The organism is Thiohalophilus sp., assembly GCF_031581315.1.
In the GTDB taxonomy this organism is placed as follows: domain Bacteria; phylum Pseudomonadota; class Gammaproteobacteria; order UBA6429; family Thiohalophilaceae; genus Thiohalophilus.
The window spans coordinates 1-15,197 of record NZ_JAVLAZ010000029.1 but is presented as its reverse complement, the minus strand read 5'-3'; the positions used below and the strand labels follow the sequence as shown (position 1 = coordinate 15,197).

The 15,197-nt window shown below is 54.3% G+C and carries 13 protein-coding genes; 11 read left to right on the top strand and 2 right to left on the bottom strand.

Features of this window, described 5'->3' with window-relative positions:
* The first annotated feature begins 27 nt into the window (after nt 1-27).
* From RI563_RS06035 to RI563_RS05995, 9 genes are all read left to right on the top strand, one after another.
* Nucleotides 28-1,977, top strand: a complete 1,950-nt coding sequence (locus RI563_RS06035; protein ID WP_310693464.1) for an NAD(P)-binding protein — start codon at nt 28-30, stop codon at nt 1,975-1,977.
* Nucleotides 1,978-1,998: 21 nt separating this feature from the next.
* Nucleotides 1,999-2,502, top strand: a complete 504-nt coding sequence (locus RI563_RS06030; RefSeq protein ID WP_310693463.1) for a sulfur reduction protein DsrJ — start codon at nt 1,999-2,001, stop codon at nt 2,500-2,502.
* Nucleotides 2,502-3,263 carry a sulfate reduction electron transfer complex DsrMKJOP subunit DsrO gene (dsrO, locus tag RI563_RS06025; protein ID WP_310693462.1) on the top strand — a complete coding sequence of 254 codons (762 nt, stop codon included), beginning with the start codon at nt 2,502-2,504 and terminating at the stop codon, nt 3,261-3,263. Before RI563_RS06030 ends, dsrO begins: the two co-directional genes overlap by 1 nt.
* 29 nt (nt 3,264-3,292) lie before the next feature.
* Complete coding sequence (nrfD, locus tag RI563_RS06020; RefSeq protein WP_310693461.1) at nt 3,293-4,504, top strand: NrfD/PsrC family molybdoenzyme membrane anchor subunit; 1,212 nt, start codon at nt 3,293-3,295, stop codon at nt 4,502-4,504.
* Between the two features lie 257 nt (nt 4,505-4,761).
* Nucleotides 4,762-6,153 carry a cobyrinate a,c-diamide synthase gene (locus tag RI563_RS06015; RefSeq protein WP_310693460.1) on the top strand — a complete coding sequence of 464 codons (1,392 nt, stop codon included), beginning with the start codon at nt 4,762-4,764 and terminating at the stop codon, nt 6,151-6,153.
* An 84-nt stretch (nt 6,154-6,237) separates the two neighbouring features.
* The gene (locus tag RI563_RS06010; RefSeq protein WP_310693459.1) at nt 6,238-6,576 is read left to right on the top strand and encodes an iron-sulfur cluster assembly accessory protein; all 339 of its coding nucleotides are present in this window, start codon (nt 6,238-6,240) and stop codon (nt 6,574-6,576) included.
* A gap of 80 nt (nt 6,577-6,656) precedes the next feature.
* Entirely contained in the window at nt 6,657-8,309 is a 1,653-nt protein-coding gene (locus RI563_RS06005; RefSeq protein ID WP_310693458.1) for an ATP-binding protein, read from the top strand.
* Nucleotides 8,310-8,311: 2 nt separating this feature from the next.
* Nucleotides 8,312-8,977, top strand: a complete 666-nt coding sequence (locus RI563_RS06000) for a response regulator transcription factor (protein WP_310693457.1) — start codon at nt 8,312-8,314, stop codon at nt 8,975-8,977.
* Nucleotides 8,978-9,177: 200 nt separating this feature from the next.
* Nucleotides 9,178-9,642, top strand: a complete 465-nt coding sequence (locus tag RI563_RS05995; RefSeq protein ID WP_310693456.1) for a rhodanese-like domain-containing protein — start codon at nt 9,178-9,180, stop codon at nt 9,640-9,642.
* Nucleotides 9,643-9,866: 224 nt separating this feature from the next.
* On the opposite strand, the gene RI563_RS05990 is transcribed toward RI563_RS05995, so the two are convergent.
* Nucleotides 9,867-10,223, bottom strand: a complete 357-nt coding sequence (locus RI563_RS05990) for a S24 family peptidase (protein WP_310693455.1) — start codon at nt 10,221-10,223, stop codon at nt 9,867-9,869.
* Nucleotides 10,224-10,310: 87 nt separating this feature from the next.
* Nucleotides 10,311-12,128, bottom strand: a complete 1,818-nt coding sequence (locus RI563_RS05985; protein WP_310693454.1) for an ABC transporter ATP-binding protein/permease — start codon at nt 12,126-12,128, stop codon at nt 10,311-10,313.
* Between the two features lie 400 nt (nt 12,129-12,528).
* On the opposite strand from RI563_RS05985, the gene RI563_RS05980 reads away from it, so the two are divergent.
* Nucleotides 12,529-13,515, top strand: a complete 987-nt coding sequence (locus tag RI563_RS05980) for a hypothetical protein (RefSeq protein WP_310693453.1) — start codon at nt 12,529-12,531, stop codon at nt 13,513-13,515.
* Nucleotides 13,512-15,197, top strand: a 1,686-nt coding sequence (locus RI563_RS05975) for a diguanylate cyclase (protein WP_310693452.1), incomplete at its 3' end; no start/stop codon positions are given. The genes RI563_RS05980 and RI563_RS05975, both read left to right, overlap by 4 nt.

Here is a 15,197-nt window from a genome sequence, read left to right as displayed (position 1 = left end):
TAACCGACATCGCATAGGAGAACAGGCATGGCTACTTCCCAAGACGACATGAACACCAAGCTAACCTTCCGTCTATTCAAGGACGGTGAAACTAATGAAGACTGGGGCTCCTGGTCGGACAAGATCTTCAAAGAGGACACTTCTCACAAGTGCCCGACCTACGTCCATCGTACCCCGCCGTGCCAGGGTAGCTGCCCGTCGGGTGAAGACATCCGTGGCTGGCTGGATATCGCTCGTGGCATCGAACAACCGCCGGAAGGTATGGATTGGGAAGAGTATGCTTTCCGTCGTTCCACCGACGCCAATCCCTTCCCCTCTGTCATGGGCCGTGTCTGCCCCGCTCCGTGCCAGGACGGTTGTAACCGTAACGAAGTGGAAGACTATGTCGGCATCAATGCTGTAGAACAGTTCATTGGTGATACCGCCCTGTCCAACAAATACAAGTTTGAAGCTGCCAAGGAAGACAATGGCAAGAAAATCGCCGTCGTCGGTGGTGGTCCTGCCGGTCTGGCTGCGGCTTATCAGCTGCGCCGCAAAGGTTATGGTGCGACCGTTTTTGACAACCACGCCACCCTGGGCGGCATGATGAAATACGGTATCCCCGGTTATCGTACGCCACGTGACGTACTGGACGGTGAAATCAACCGCATCATCGACATGGGTGTCGAAGTCAAACTCAACACCTGGATTGGCAAAGACATCACCGTCGAACAGCTGGAAAAAGACTACGACGCCATTCTCTGGGCCGTGGGCACCTGGACCGGTCGTAAACTGCCGATCCCCGGCGCCGAGAATGCACAGAATGTGCTGACCGGTGTCGACTTCCTGGAAGCCTTTAACGACGGTCGTCTGCAACTGGTTTCCGAGAAAGTTGTAGTCGTCGGTGGTGGTGATACCTCGATCGACGTCGCCTCCGTTGCCCGTCGTCTGGGTCACATCAGCGAAATCAACGAAAAAGATCGTCCGGAAAACATCGTTCTGGGCCACACCGCTCACGATGTCGCCTCTTCCGCGACCCGTCAGGGCGCCCAGGTTATGCTGCTGTCCCGTTCACCGGTCAAGGACATGGCTGCCGCCGAGCACGAAGTCAACGACGCCCTGCGCGAAGGTGTTGATATCGTCGATCGCGTCAATCCGGTTGAAGTTATTCTGGATGAGAAAGGCCGCGCCAAGGCACTGCGCGTTCAGAAACTGCAAGACGACGGCAAAACCCCGGTCGAAGGTTCCGAATACGATATCGAACTGGACCTGCTGGTTTCCGCCATCGGTCAGGGCGGCAAGCTGGAAGGCTTTGAAGATCTGGGCAACGATCGTGGCTTCATCGATGCGGACCAGCACTACCAGGTACCGGGCAAGCCGGGGCACTTCGTTGCCGGCGATATCGTGCGTCCGCATCTGCTGACCACCGCCATTGGTCAGGCTTCTATCGCCGTGGAAAGTATCGACCACTATCTGAAAGCGGAAAACCTGGGCAAACGTCCCAAGGTCGACAAGCATCACTTCAACCTGCTCAGCAAGCTGCGTGAAACCGGACTGGAACCCAAAGATTATACTCATGAATCTGAATGGGGCACCGCCGCTGCGGAATGGGCCGTACACAACTATGAAGACCGTTCGGCGCATGAAATTATCCCCGCGGATGAACTGTTCCTTGGCCACTTCAACTACACGCCGCGCCTCAAGCGTCCGGAAGACGTACCCTCCGCCGACGATGTACTGGGACACTTCCAGGAGCGCATGAAAGGCTTGTCTACTGAACAGGCCCGTGAGGAAGCCGACCGCTGCATGAGCTGCGGTATGTGCTTCGAGTGTGATAACTGTGTTATCTATTGCCCGCAGGACGCGGTCTATCGTGTGCCGAAGAACCAGCACACCATGGGTCGTTATGTTGCCACCGATTACGCACGTTGTATCGGTTGCCACATCTGCGCCGATGTTTGCCCGACCGGCTACATCGACATGGCAATGGGTGAATAATAACGAATAGAGGTAGTAACGGTGTCACTACGACAGTTGATACAAACAACAATAATGGCAGGGCTTATCGCCCTGCCCTTTACTGTGCAGGCAGGGGATGCTCCAACCCCTGAAATTCCCAAAGCCAAAGAAAAGGCAACGGAAGAATATGGTTGTGTTGCGCCTACCGAGTATATGCGCAAAAACCATATGGATGATCTCATGCATAAGCGTGACGATACCTTGCGCGAAGGCATCCGCACCCGGAAGTTCAGCCTGGCGGAATGTATCAACTGTCATGTGACTCCCGATGAAGACGGCCAATTTGCCAGCTTTGGTGAGGACGAGCATTTTTGCAGCAGTTGCCACAATTATGCCTCGGTCAGTGTTGATTGCTTCAGCTGTCATCGTGACACGCCTGAAGATACTGATTACCAGCATACCTTCAACACCGGCAACAATCCGCATCACGGCAAGATGGCCCTGAAAGGGAAGAAACTCTCCGTCGAAACCTTGCAGGTATTGACTGAAGGAGATCAACAATAATGAGCAACAAGACTTATAACGCAGACCTGTCGCGCCGGCATTTTTTCAGCAAAGCCGCCGCGGCGGCGGGTATGGCGGTTGCACCGGGTGTTTTCCTGCGCCAGGTGCATGCCCGACCGGCGGAACAGGCTGCCACCAGCGAACATCGCTGGGGTATCCTGATCGATACCAACAAATGCGCCAAAGGTTGTGACAGTTGCGTCACTGCCTGCATGGATGAAAACGGCTGGGGCCGGGCTGATGCCAGTGAAGACAAGTCTTCCCCGCACCAGAAAGCCCAGTGGATTCGCAAGGTAACCGTCAAGGACAAACAGACCGGCCATGTCCAGTCCCTGCCCCTGATGTGCCAGCATTGTGAAAATCCGCCCTGTGTCGATGTTTGCCCGACCGGCGCGTCAATGAAACGGGCCGATGGCATTGTACTGGTCGACAAGCACATTTGTATCGGCTGCCGCTATTGCATGATGGCCTGCCCCTACAAAGCACGTTCGTTTGTCCACGAAGATCTGGAAGACCAGAAAGTCGTTGCTCCACGAGGCAAAGGCACTGTTGAATCCTGCACCATGTGCGTACACCGGGTCGACAAGGATGGCACTCCCGCCTGTGTCGAGGCCTGCAATGCCGACAATCACAACGCCATGTACTTTGGTGATCTGAAAGATCCGAACAGTGAAATTTCCCGTCAGTTGACAGAATACGGCGGCGAGGAATTGCGCGCTGATCTTGGCCTGAACACCGGCGTTCGCTATCAGGGTCTATAACAAATATACCAACCAGGTTGTCAGTCGAAATGAAAAACGTACAGTTCATGGAAATTGAAGGCCGAAGCTTCGGCTATCTTGCCCTCCTCGGTATCCTCGGTGCCATCATTCTGGTCGCACTGGGTGCCTGGTATGTCATGGAACACCACGGCCATTATGTCACCGGCATGAACAACGCCGTCGTCTGGGGCACGCCGCATATCTTCGCGATCTTTTTGATCGTCGCGGCCTCCGGGGCACTCAACGTTGCGTCAATCTCATCCGTATTTAATAAAACGGCCTACAAGCCACTGGCCAGACTCTCCGGACTGCTGGCTATTGCCCTGCTCGCCGGCGGTCTGATGATCCTGGTGCTCGATCTGGGCCGCCCCGATCGATTGATCATCGCCATGACCTACTACAATTTCAAATCGATCTTTGCCTGGAACATCATTCTCTATAACGGCTTCTTTGCGATCGTCGCCGTTTACCTGTGGATGATGATGCAGCAGAGCATGAACAAATACAGCAAGCCGGTCGGTGTCGTCGCCTTCCTCTGGCGCCTGATTCTTACCACCGGTACCGGCTCCATCTTCGGCTTCCTGGTTGCCCGCCAGGGCTATGATGCCGCGATAATGGCACCGCTGTTCATTGCCATGTCCTTCTCTTTCGGTCTGGCGATTTTCCTGCTGGTCCTGATGGCCGCCTATAAATGGACCGGCCGTCCGCTGGGTGATGCCATCTTCCGGCGGCTGAAAAATCTGCTGGGTGTGTTTGTCGCCGGCGTGCTCTATTTTGTCCTGGCCTACCATCTGACCAATCTGTATGCGACCGAGCATCATGGCATTGAAGCCTTCATTTTGCGCGACGGTGGCATTTACACCCAGCTTTTCTGGATTGGCCAGATCGTGATCGGCTCCCTGTTGCCGCTGCTCCTGTTCTACCATCCGAGCACCGGCAAAAACCGCACGCTGGTCGGCCTGGGCGCGTTCCTGGTGATCATCGGCGGCCTGATCCAGCTGTATGTGCTGATCATCGGTGGTCAGGCCTACCCGCTGGAAATTTTCCCGGGCAAGGAAGTGATTGAAAGCAGCTTCTTCGATGGTCAGGTGGCACACTATGCGCCGAGCATCTGGGAGGTTCTGCTGGGATTGGGCGGCGTCGCTGTGGCCCTGATCATGGTCGCCCTGGCGGTCAAGATCCTGCGTTTCATGCCCACCAGTCTGGCCGATGAGGAAGTCGATCCGCACCACAGTGCCTGATTGATTTTTTACTCATCAATACCAATATCAAGGGGGACCCGGTTACGACTGCGTCCCCCTTTTTAGTCAAACGTCAAAAACGTTTACCGCAGAGGGCGCAAAGTAAAACTCAACCATAGATGTGGGAGGCGATTTTATCGGCGACACCCCCTTGATTAAAGGCTGTATCGCGGCTGAAAGCCCCTCCTACAATATTATTTTGAATCTTTGCCGTCTGCGCCTCTGCGGTGAAATATATAAACCAAGTATCTCACAGCATGAATCGATTACTCATTTCCGCCGCACACAAATCCTCGGGGAAAACGACTCTGTCGATCGGGTTATGCGCGGCGTTCCGGCAACAGGGATCGATCGTGCAGCCGTTCAAGAAGGGACCGGATTATATCGACCCGATGTGGCTGGGTCAGGCGGCGGGACGTCCCTGTCACAATCTCGATTTCTATACCATGCCGCACGCCGAGATCCTGCGTACGCTCCACCAGCAGGCTTCAGACGCCGATCTGGCCCTGATCGAAGGGAACAAGGGGTTGTATGACGGCCTGGATATCGAAGGCAGCAACAGCAACGCGGCGCTGGCCCGGCTCACTACGACCCCGGTCATTCTGGTCATCGATGTGCAGGGCATGACCCGCGGCATCGCGCCGCTGATTCTGGGGTATCAGGCCTTCGATCCCGAACTCAATATTGCCGGAGTCATCTTCAATCAGATCCGGGGCGATCGCCACGAGGCCAAGCTGCGCGCCGTGGTCGAACATTACACCGATATCCCGGTCGTGGGCGCAGTACATAATGAAGCCGCCCTGTCGATCACTGAACGCCATCTGGGACTGATCCCCAGCAACGAGAACCGCGAAGCCCGGGCCAAGATCGACGCCATCGGCCAGCGGATTGCCGACCAGGTGGATCTGCATCGTCTGCGGGACATCGCCCGCCAGGCGCCGGCCCTGGCGAGCGACGACGCAGTGAGCCCGGCCGTCAGCCCGTCCCGGGATGTACGTATCGGCATTGCCCGCGACGAAGCTTTCGGCTTTTATTATCCGGGTGACATCGAAGCCCTGCAGGCTGCCGGCGCCGAGCTGGTCCCTTTCGACACCCTGCACGACCGCCAGCTACCGCCGGTTGACGGCTTGTTTATCGGCGGGGGTTTCCCAGAATCCCGACTGGCCGAACTGGCCGCCAATGAATCCCTGCGGGAGGCCATTCACGCGGCCATTGAAGCCGGTCTGCCGACCTATGCCGAATGTGGCGGTCTCATGTATCTGTGCCGGCAAATCACCTGGCAGAACGAGACTCAGCCCATGGTTGGCACGATCGAGGCCGATGTCGTGATGCACCCTCGTCCGCAGGGTCGGGGCTATGTCCGCCTGCGTGAAACGCCAGACAGCCCGTGGCCCGCTGACGATCGCCCCGCCGGCGATGAATTCCCCGCCCACGAATTCCACTATTCGGCACTGGAGAATCTGGCCGGACCCCGGCGCTTTGCCTACGAGGTCCTGCGCGGTACCGGCATCGACGGCCAGCATGACGGCCTGGTCTACAAGAACCTGCTCGCCTGCTATGCCCATCTGCGGGACACCGATTATCATCACTGGGCACGCCGGTTTGTGGCCCTCATCCGGCGTCACAAGGCGAACGGAATTGCGGTATAATTGACTAATTGAGTAGGATATTGAAACCTGCTCGCCCGGATTGATATCAGACACGAACGATCAGAGCGAAACAAAGGAGTCTTTATGATTACGGTGACGGCCAAAGCCGCGGAACAAATCAAGCAGTCGGCCAAGCAGAACCAGATGGAAGGCATGCCCCTGCGCATTGCCGCCAAGCGCGACGAGAACGGCTCGATCCAGTACGCCATGGGGTTTGCCGATCAGCAGGACGACCACGACGTGACCTACAACTCTGAAGGCGTTTCCGTGATGGTGCCGCCGGACAGCGTGGAGCTGTTAAAAGGGGCCACGCTGGATTTTGTCGAGCTGGAACCGGGTCAGCACAATTTCATTTTTCTCAACCCCAATGATCCGGACTATGTCCCCCCCAAAGATGAAGGGGACGGTTCACATTACTTATAAATCAGTTGCTTATATGACGTTGCGCCGGGCTCGCCGCCGTAACGTGGTCCTGCCCGTGAGGTCTGCCGTATAATATGGCCATGCACAGCCCATCCACCAACGCCGAACAGAACGACTCGGCGCCCCGGGTCGACAGCGACACACAGGCCGCCGGGCCCGAATTGCCACCGCGCGACGGCATCTGGCGCAGCCGGCTGTGTGGCGCCATTTTCGGCATTGGCGCCATCCTGATTGTCCTGGGGATTGCCAGCGCGTGGCTGCTCTATACCCATCATGCCGGCTCCACCCTGGTGGGCATTATCCTGGCGCTGTTGTTTGGCGGTCTGGGGCTGATCGGTATTCTCATCATTCTGGTGCAACGCACCCTGCTGCGCCCGCTTACCCAGCTGCGCCACTGGGCGGGTCAATTGCGTCAGGGCAACCTGTCCGCCCGACTGCCTGGCGAAGCGCCCAATGAGTTCAGGGGACTGTTTGCAGACTTCAATACCCTGGCCGATGAGCTGGAAATGCTGTCGCTGGATATGCAGAGCCAGGTCCGCAAACAAACCAAACATATCGAACGCAAAACCCACTCACTGGAGATCATTTATGACGTTGCAGCCAGCATCAATATTTCGCGCGATCTCGATGATCTGCTGACCCGGTTTCTGCACACGCTCAAGGAAGTGGTTAATGCCCGTGCCGCCGTGGTACGTCTGGTGGATAACAACAACCAGATGCGACTGGTCTCCAGCATCGGCCTGGATGACGATCTCATCAAACGCGAGCAGTTGATCCCCTCGGAACAGTGCCTGTGTGGCAGTTCATTCAGTGAAGGCAAGGTGCTCTTTCAGACCGACCTGCGTAAATGCGACAAGATCATCGGGCGCAGTTTTTTCGACAGTGACGATATCGGCATGATCGTCGTACCGCTGCAGTACCGGGGCAAAACACTCGGGGTCTATAACCTGTTTGTCAGTCAGGAGGATTTTGCCGAGCCCGATGACATCGAGGATCTGCTCACCAGCATCGGTCGGCACCTGGGCATGGCCATTGACAAGGCCCGCTCCGAGGACGAGGCCCAGCGCCTTTCCATTATGGAAGAACGTACCCGTCTTGCTCATGAACTGCATGACTCGCTGGCCCAGACGCTGGCCAGTCTGCGTTTCCAGGTCCGGGTCCTGGATGAAACGATTCGCCAGGGCGAGGAGCCGTCGGTCTGGTATGAACTGGAGAAGATCGAGAACAACCTGGACGAAGCGTATGCCGAATTGCGTGAACTGATTACCCATTTCCGGGCACCGATCGACAAACGTGGCCTGGTCCCGGCTGTCGAGCATCTGGTCGATCGTTTCCGTAATCAAAGCGAGATTTCCATCTATCTGCAAAAGGAATGGAATGTCCTGTACCTGCCGGCCAGCGTCGAAGTGCAGGCCCTGCGCATCATCCAGGAAGCATTGAATAATATTCGCAAACACAGCCAGGCCCACACCGTGCGTGTTATCATGCGCAGCGATGTCAACGGCGATTGCCGCATCCTGATCGAAGACGACGGCGTGGGAATGAACATCCAGCCCTCCTCGGATCGGACCTCCGGCGATCACCTGGGTTTGAGTATCATGGATGAGCGAGCCAAACGAATTGGCGGCACGGTCCGCATCGAAAGCGAACCGAATGAAGGCACACGGGTACTTCTGCACTTTCGTTATCCCGAAGTCCAGACCGTTGAAGTACCGGTACAACAACAGGGTTGAGTATGGGGCTGCGCGTACTGTTAATCGATGATCACACCCTGTTCCGGGTCGGACTGGAAGGTTTGCTGGCAAGTCGCGGCATTGAAATCGTCGCTTCCGTCGGATCCGGTCAGGACTGCCTGCGGCTGGTCAAGGATCTTGAACCCGACGTCGTCCTGCTGGACATGCGCATGCCCGGGATCGACGGGCTCAGCGTTTTGAAACTATTGCGTCAGAACAATGAGGAGCTGCCCATCGTCATGCTCACTACCAGCAGTGACGAAGGCGATTTACTCGAGTCTCTGCGCGAAGGCGCGCAGGGTTATCTGCTCAAGGACATGGAGCCGGACGATCTGGTCCTCGCCCTGCGTGATATCGTGAATAATGGTAAAACCGTGGTCGCGCCCGATCTGGCACCAATCCTCGCCAAGGCCGTTCAGGGCAGCCACGGCGAGGAGCAAACCGTTAATGTCAGCCCGTTTGACGAACTGACACCGCGCGAAACCGAAATTCTCGGTCTGCTGGCCGAAGGCCAGAGCAACAAGGCCATCGCCCGAAATCTCGGTATCTCCGACGGGACCGTCAAACTGCACGTCAAGGCAATCCTGCGCAAACTGGATGTCCACTCCCGGGTCGAGGCTGCCGTGATGGCCGTCGAATACGGTCTGTCGCGCGCCAGCCTGGAATAACCATTCCGCTCGTCGATAACCGGGTTTTAGTCAGCACCGGCTGATTGACCACCGATGACACCGAAAATTGAAAGTGAGGACAGATCGGATTTTACTTACGCAGTTTATTACTCAGTGCATTCGGCGTATTCAGTGTTTTCGGTGATCCCGTTGTTCTATAGATGACCAATTACATTCAATCTAGTGGGTAGACAGTAACGATGAAGAAATTTACCGAACTGGTCGCCGAGAGCGCCAAACACGTCAATGAGGTGTTCCCGTGGGATCTGGAAGAGCAGCTTCAGGAGAACCCTGATACCCTGATCGTCGATGTGCGTGAACCCTACGAATATGATGCCATGCACATCCCCGGCTCGATCAACGTGCCCCGTGGCATTCTGGAAACCGCCTGCGAGTACGATTATGAAGATACCGTCCCCGAACTGGTCGAAGCGCGGGACCGGGATGTCGTGGTCGTCTGCCGCTCCGGCAACCGCAGCATCTTTGCCGCCGAAGTCATGCAACAACTCGGTTACAAAAGCGTGACCTCGTTAAAAACCGGCCTGCGTGGCTGGAGCGACTACGAACAGCCCTTCTACGACAACAACGGAAACGAAGTGGACGAAGACACCGTCATCGACTTCTTCACCCCGCAACTCCGCCCGGAACAGCTGAGCAAGAAATAATCTCTTTTTTAGAATTCGATTAAAAACGCAGAGGACGCGGAGGCGCGGAGAAAATAATTTTTATCTCATCACTAAGTTATTAGTGCAATATTCGCATATAAATTTCACTATTCCGAAATCATAACTTACAATTTCGGGACTTCGAGTCTTCGTGGTTAACAATAATTTTATTCCTCTGCGTCTCCGCGCCTCCGCGAACTCTGCGTTAATTTCCAACAATCTGGCTAATCGTCGTAACGTTTGCGATCCTTGCGGCGGCCGTTGGGGCCGGCCTGTTGGACGACGATGCCCTGGATGGCGTTGAACTCGATCTTTCTTTTTTCGTGCATGTAGGCTTCGTTCAGTGGCTGGAGATAGTACTCATCGTTTTCGATGACCAGCTGGCGAAAGACATAGCCATTTTCGATCAGGGCGATGACATAGGTGCCGTGGCGCGCCACGCCGGTCGGGTCGACGACGATGATGCAGCGGCGCTTGAACTCCGGCTCCATACTGTCATCCACCACCTGCAGGGCAAATGGCTCGGCGCCGCCGCAGCTTGATTCGGCGGCGGATTCAATGGCGTTTTTCAGATCCTGCATGGCATTACCTCCTGGCGTCTGTGCCCGAATTATAGCGCGAACCGGTTTCACAACACAGTCGCAGAAAGCCCCTTTAAAAGCCGGTTTTTACGCCTCGGGCAGCGGTGAGGGCGGAATGGCCTGCTGTTCTTCTTTTTGTTGCAGGCGCCACATCTGGCGATAAAGTCCGTCACGGGCCAGCAGCGTGGTGTGGGTGCCCCGCTCCAGGATCTGCCCAGCCTCCATGACCAGAATCTCGTCAGCATCGACAATCGTCGACAGACGGTGAGCCACGACCAGCGTGGTATGCTGCTCGGCGACTTCGTGCAGGGCCTTGAGGATCGCCTGCTCCGACTGGCTGTCGAGCGACGACGTGGCCTCGTCAAACACCAGAATCGCCGGATTTTTGAGAATCACACGGGCAATGGCCACCCGCTGTTTCTCGCCCCCGGAAAGTTTCAGACCCCGCTCTCCGACTACCGTGTCATAACCCTGGGGCAGATTCGCGATAAATTCATGGATATGGGCCATGCGCGCCGCCTGTTCAACCTCTTCCTGGCTGGCGCCGGGTCGCGCATACTGGATATTGTAAAAAATGCTTTCGTTAAACAGCACCGTATCCTGCGGCACAATACCAATCGCATCCCGCAGGCTCTGCTGGGTGACCTGGCGGATATCCTGTCCGTCGATCAGAACCCGTCCGGCACTGACGTCATAAAACCGGAACAGCAGGCGGGCCAGTGTCGATTTGCCCGCTCCTGAATGGCCGACCACCGCCACCTTCTGGCCGGGCCGGATGGTAAAGGTCACATCCCTGAGTATGGGACGATCCGGACTGTACGCAAAGGCAACCTGTTCAAAGCGTACCTCCCCGCGCCTGACCTGCAATGGCACGGCATCCGACGCATCGCGTATCTCCTCCTCGCGGTTGAGCAACTTGAGCACCAGATCCATATCCGCGAGGGTGTACTTGAGCATGCGGTAAATAATACCCAGAAAACTCAACGGCATGAACATCTGCAGCATCAGGGTATTGACCAGCACCAGATCACCCAGGCTCATCTCGCCATTGACGACACCATGACCGGCATAAATCATAATAAAGGTCAGACCGATCGCGATGATCGCACCCTGGCCAAAGTTAAGCAGTGACATGGAAGTCTGACTTTTGACAGCTGCTTTTTCCCACTCATCCAGCGTGTCGTGATAACGATGCAGCTCGAACTGCTCATTATTGAAATATTTGACGGTCTCGTAATTAAGCAGGCTATCCACAGCCTGTCCGTTAGCCTGCGAATCCAGCGCGTTCATACGATGGCGGTAATGCATACGCCATTCACTGACCAGCATCGTATAAACGATATAGACCGCGACAGTCAAAAACGTTACGATCGTAAAGCGCGGTTCATACTGACTGAGCAGGATCACCGCAACCAGCAGGAATTCGGCGACAGTCGGCAAAATGTTGAAGACCATGTAGTTCATGATCGAGCTGACACTCTGGGCGCCTCGCTCCAGATCGCGGGTGATATTGCCGGTGCGCCGCTCCAGATGAAAGCGCAACGACAGTCGATGCAGGTGCTGCAAAACCTGATGAGAGAGCTTGCGCATGGCGCCATAGCGAACCCGGGCGAATACGGCATCGCGCATCTCGTTGAAAAATGAACTGCCCAGACGCAGGGCACCATAGCCCAGAAAAAGCACAATCGGCAGGACCAGTGCCTGCCCCTTCTCCACATCCAGGGTATCAACGATTTCCTTGAGCAGGACCGGAATCCCGACTGTCGCCAGTTTAGCCAGAATCAGACTGACCAGCGCGACCAGCACCCGTCCCCGGTAGTCCCACAGATAGGGCAGCATATGGCGCAGATTGCGCAGATCCTGACGGTTTTTGTGCGGGGCGTCGGTGTAGCGGGGAATACTCATAAAAGCGTTGCTGCCAGCCTGAAAAATAAAATATTATCATACCTTTAGGCCATCTTTGTGAGAGAAGGACGGGATTCCCGCTGCTCTGTATGACAATACCCTGTGAGTTGTCCGGCCTCTGGCCTTGTATATTCCTGATTCCGGTGAATGCGGTGAGGTATCGCCAGGTCAGCCACCCCTGTTCACTGATTCAAACACCGTTTAACAAAGCGACCGGTTCCCGGCAAAGCCCTGTCAAGGCGTATTCTCTCCACCTGCTCCGTGACGGCACGCAACACAGCCCGATAGCAGCATTCCGGGGTGACAGAACCGTGCCCGGCCGCGCCCCCGACCTGAATCACCCACCGCAACAGCGAAGCCGCAGCTCACATCCGCGCCTGTCCGGGCTCTGCCAGTTCGAATGAAACCTTTCATCTTGCAGCTGCGCAACCTGCTGGTCCGCAGGGCAAGCGTCAACGATATAGCCAGGGGGGCGACGCTTCTTCTCGCCACGCTGCTGACGCCCCTGACCCTTGTCGCAGAAGAAAAATACGATGCCCTGTATGTCATGAGTAGCCAGGCACAGGCCTACATGACATTCAAAGAGACCATTGAGAATCATCAAAGTCCATCCATATCCCGGCGCAACACTCACTTTTTTGTCACAATCGATGAATTGCAAACAGAAAAACTCAGGGATCTGATTAGCAACAGCCAGACAGTTATTACGCTGGGCCAAAAGAGCCTGCGTAACGTGGCCGCCTTGAGGATTGACACACCCCATATCGCAACACTGATCACATTAGAAGGCTATCGTGAGGTTCTTTCAGAGCAGAACGTATCACAAGGCGAGCATTGTGCCCTCGTAATCGATCAGCCTTTGCACCGGATTGCCCGTGTCATTCGTAACAAATTACCCGATGTCAAGGTTGCGGGAATCATTGCCCCCCCGAGAGACCCTGTCAGAACGAACCCGGGCGATTTATCGCCACAAGAAAAATCCCTGAAGATTGTTCGCCTGCCGCTCGGTAAAAATATTCACTCTACCATACGCGCTTTGTCACAAAACGGCGTTGATGCAATTATCGCTCTGCATAACAAAAAAGTTTATAACCAGAGCACTGCTCGCAACATCCTCATATCCAGCTACCACCTGAATATTCCGTTAATCGGTTATTCCAGCGGATTTGTCAAGGCTGGCGCCTTGCTTGGAATTTATTCTACACCCGAGTCAATGGCAATCGACATGCTGGAGATAAGCGCACAAAAAGATCGTTGTCATAGCGGTAATATTTTATACCCATCAACGTACACCATCGAAGTAAACCCGCAAGTTGCAAAGTCACTCGGGATAAATATTGACACTTCAGAACTGAAACAGACATACCAGGACAGGCCCCGAAAATGAGAAGCATCAAACATAAAGTACTGGCCATAGGAATAATTCCAATGCTGGCAATAGCCTTTATTCTGACGGCATCTCATATTAACAATCGCATGGAAGATGCCGAGTACAGGCTGATCAACAAATCCAGGACGATAACCCGGATGCTGGCCAGCTCACTCGAATATGGAATTGTTTCCGGAAATCGGGAATATACTCACTCATTATTAAACAGTTTTATCGAAAATAAAGAAATACTGGAAGTTGAAGTATATGATACAGACAATAACCTGCTTTATAAAAACTCAGACATCACAAATGGCAAAAAAAACAATACCCCGGAAATACAAATCAAGGAAGAGATCTTTCGTTCCACGGAAAATATAAATGACTATACAGACACAGAATCCACATCAAAACAAAAAGTCGGGATTCTCCATGTCGACATATCAACCCTGTCTCTGGAAAAAGAAAAGAAGAGCATTATAGTAGAAGGAATTGTTATCACCCTTTTGCTTCTCACTATAACCATTATTGCCACGCTAGTCTATTTGAGGCGCATCACAAATCCTTTTATAAAAATGCTGAATGGCATAGATACAATACGCGACGGCGATATCGGACATCAACTTGAGTCATCCCCAATAACGGAGCTCGATGCACTGGCGCGGCATATAAATAACATGTCAACATCATTAAAACAGGCGCGCGACGAGCTGATAGAACAGAGCGACAATGAACTTTATGTGGAAAGAAGCAAGGCGCTTGTAACGCTCGAGTCAATTGGCGAGGGCGTCATTACGACGGATGTTCTGGGAAATATTACCTATATGAACCCTGCGGCGGAAATTCTTACCGGCAGTCGATTCCGCACCATTTCGGGAAAAAGTCTTCACAAAATATTCAAAGTTCGAAAGCCCGAATCAGAATCCATCGATACCTACCCGGTCGAAAAAGTCATTACTGAAAAAGAGAATCTGTACCATGACCCCCACCTGACATTGATCAAACCCGATCACAGCGAGATGGTCATCAAGGATACAGCCAGCCCGATACTCGACCGCTCGGGGGATGTGATCGGTATGGCCCTGATATTCCATGATTTTTCCAGCATCAAGCATATGTCGGACAAATTGGCATACCAGGCATCGCATGATGACCTGACCGAACTCTACAATCGTCGTGAATTTGAAAACCAGCTGTATGATGCCCTTGAAGACGCCAGGGAGCGCGACACAGAGCACTCCCTCTGCTATCTCGATCTGGATCAGTTTAAAATTATCAATGACACCTGCGGTCACCTTGCTGGTGACATTCTACTCAAACAGATAAGTCAGCAAATTAAAAACCGGATTCGCCGACACGATCTTCTGGCCAGACTGGGGGGCGATGAGTTCGGGATTATTTTCTACGATACGGATATCAAAGAGGCCGAAGCGCTCGCCAATGAAGTCAAAAACAGCGTCGCTGACTTCCGTTATATCTGGCATGAAACCTCATTTGATATCGGGGTCAGCATTGGTCTTGTCCCCATTAACGCTGGCGTCAATAGTCATTCCGAACTCCTCATGCGTGCTGACTCGGCCTGCTATATCGCCAAGGATAACGGCAGGAACTGTATCCACACTTATGCACCCAGTGACCGTGACTTCATCCGTCGCTGTGATGAGCTGCAATGGTACAACAGGATCACTGATGCCCTGGAG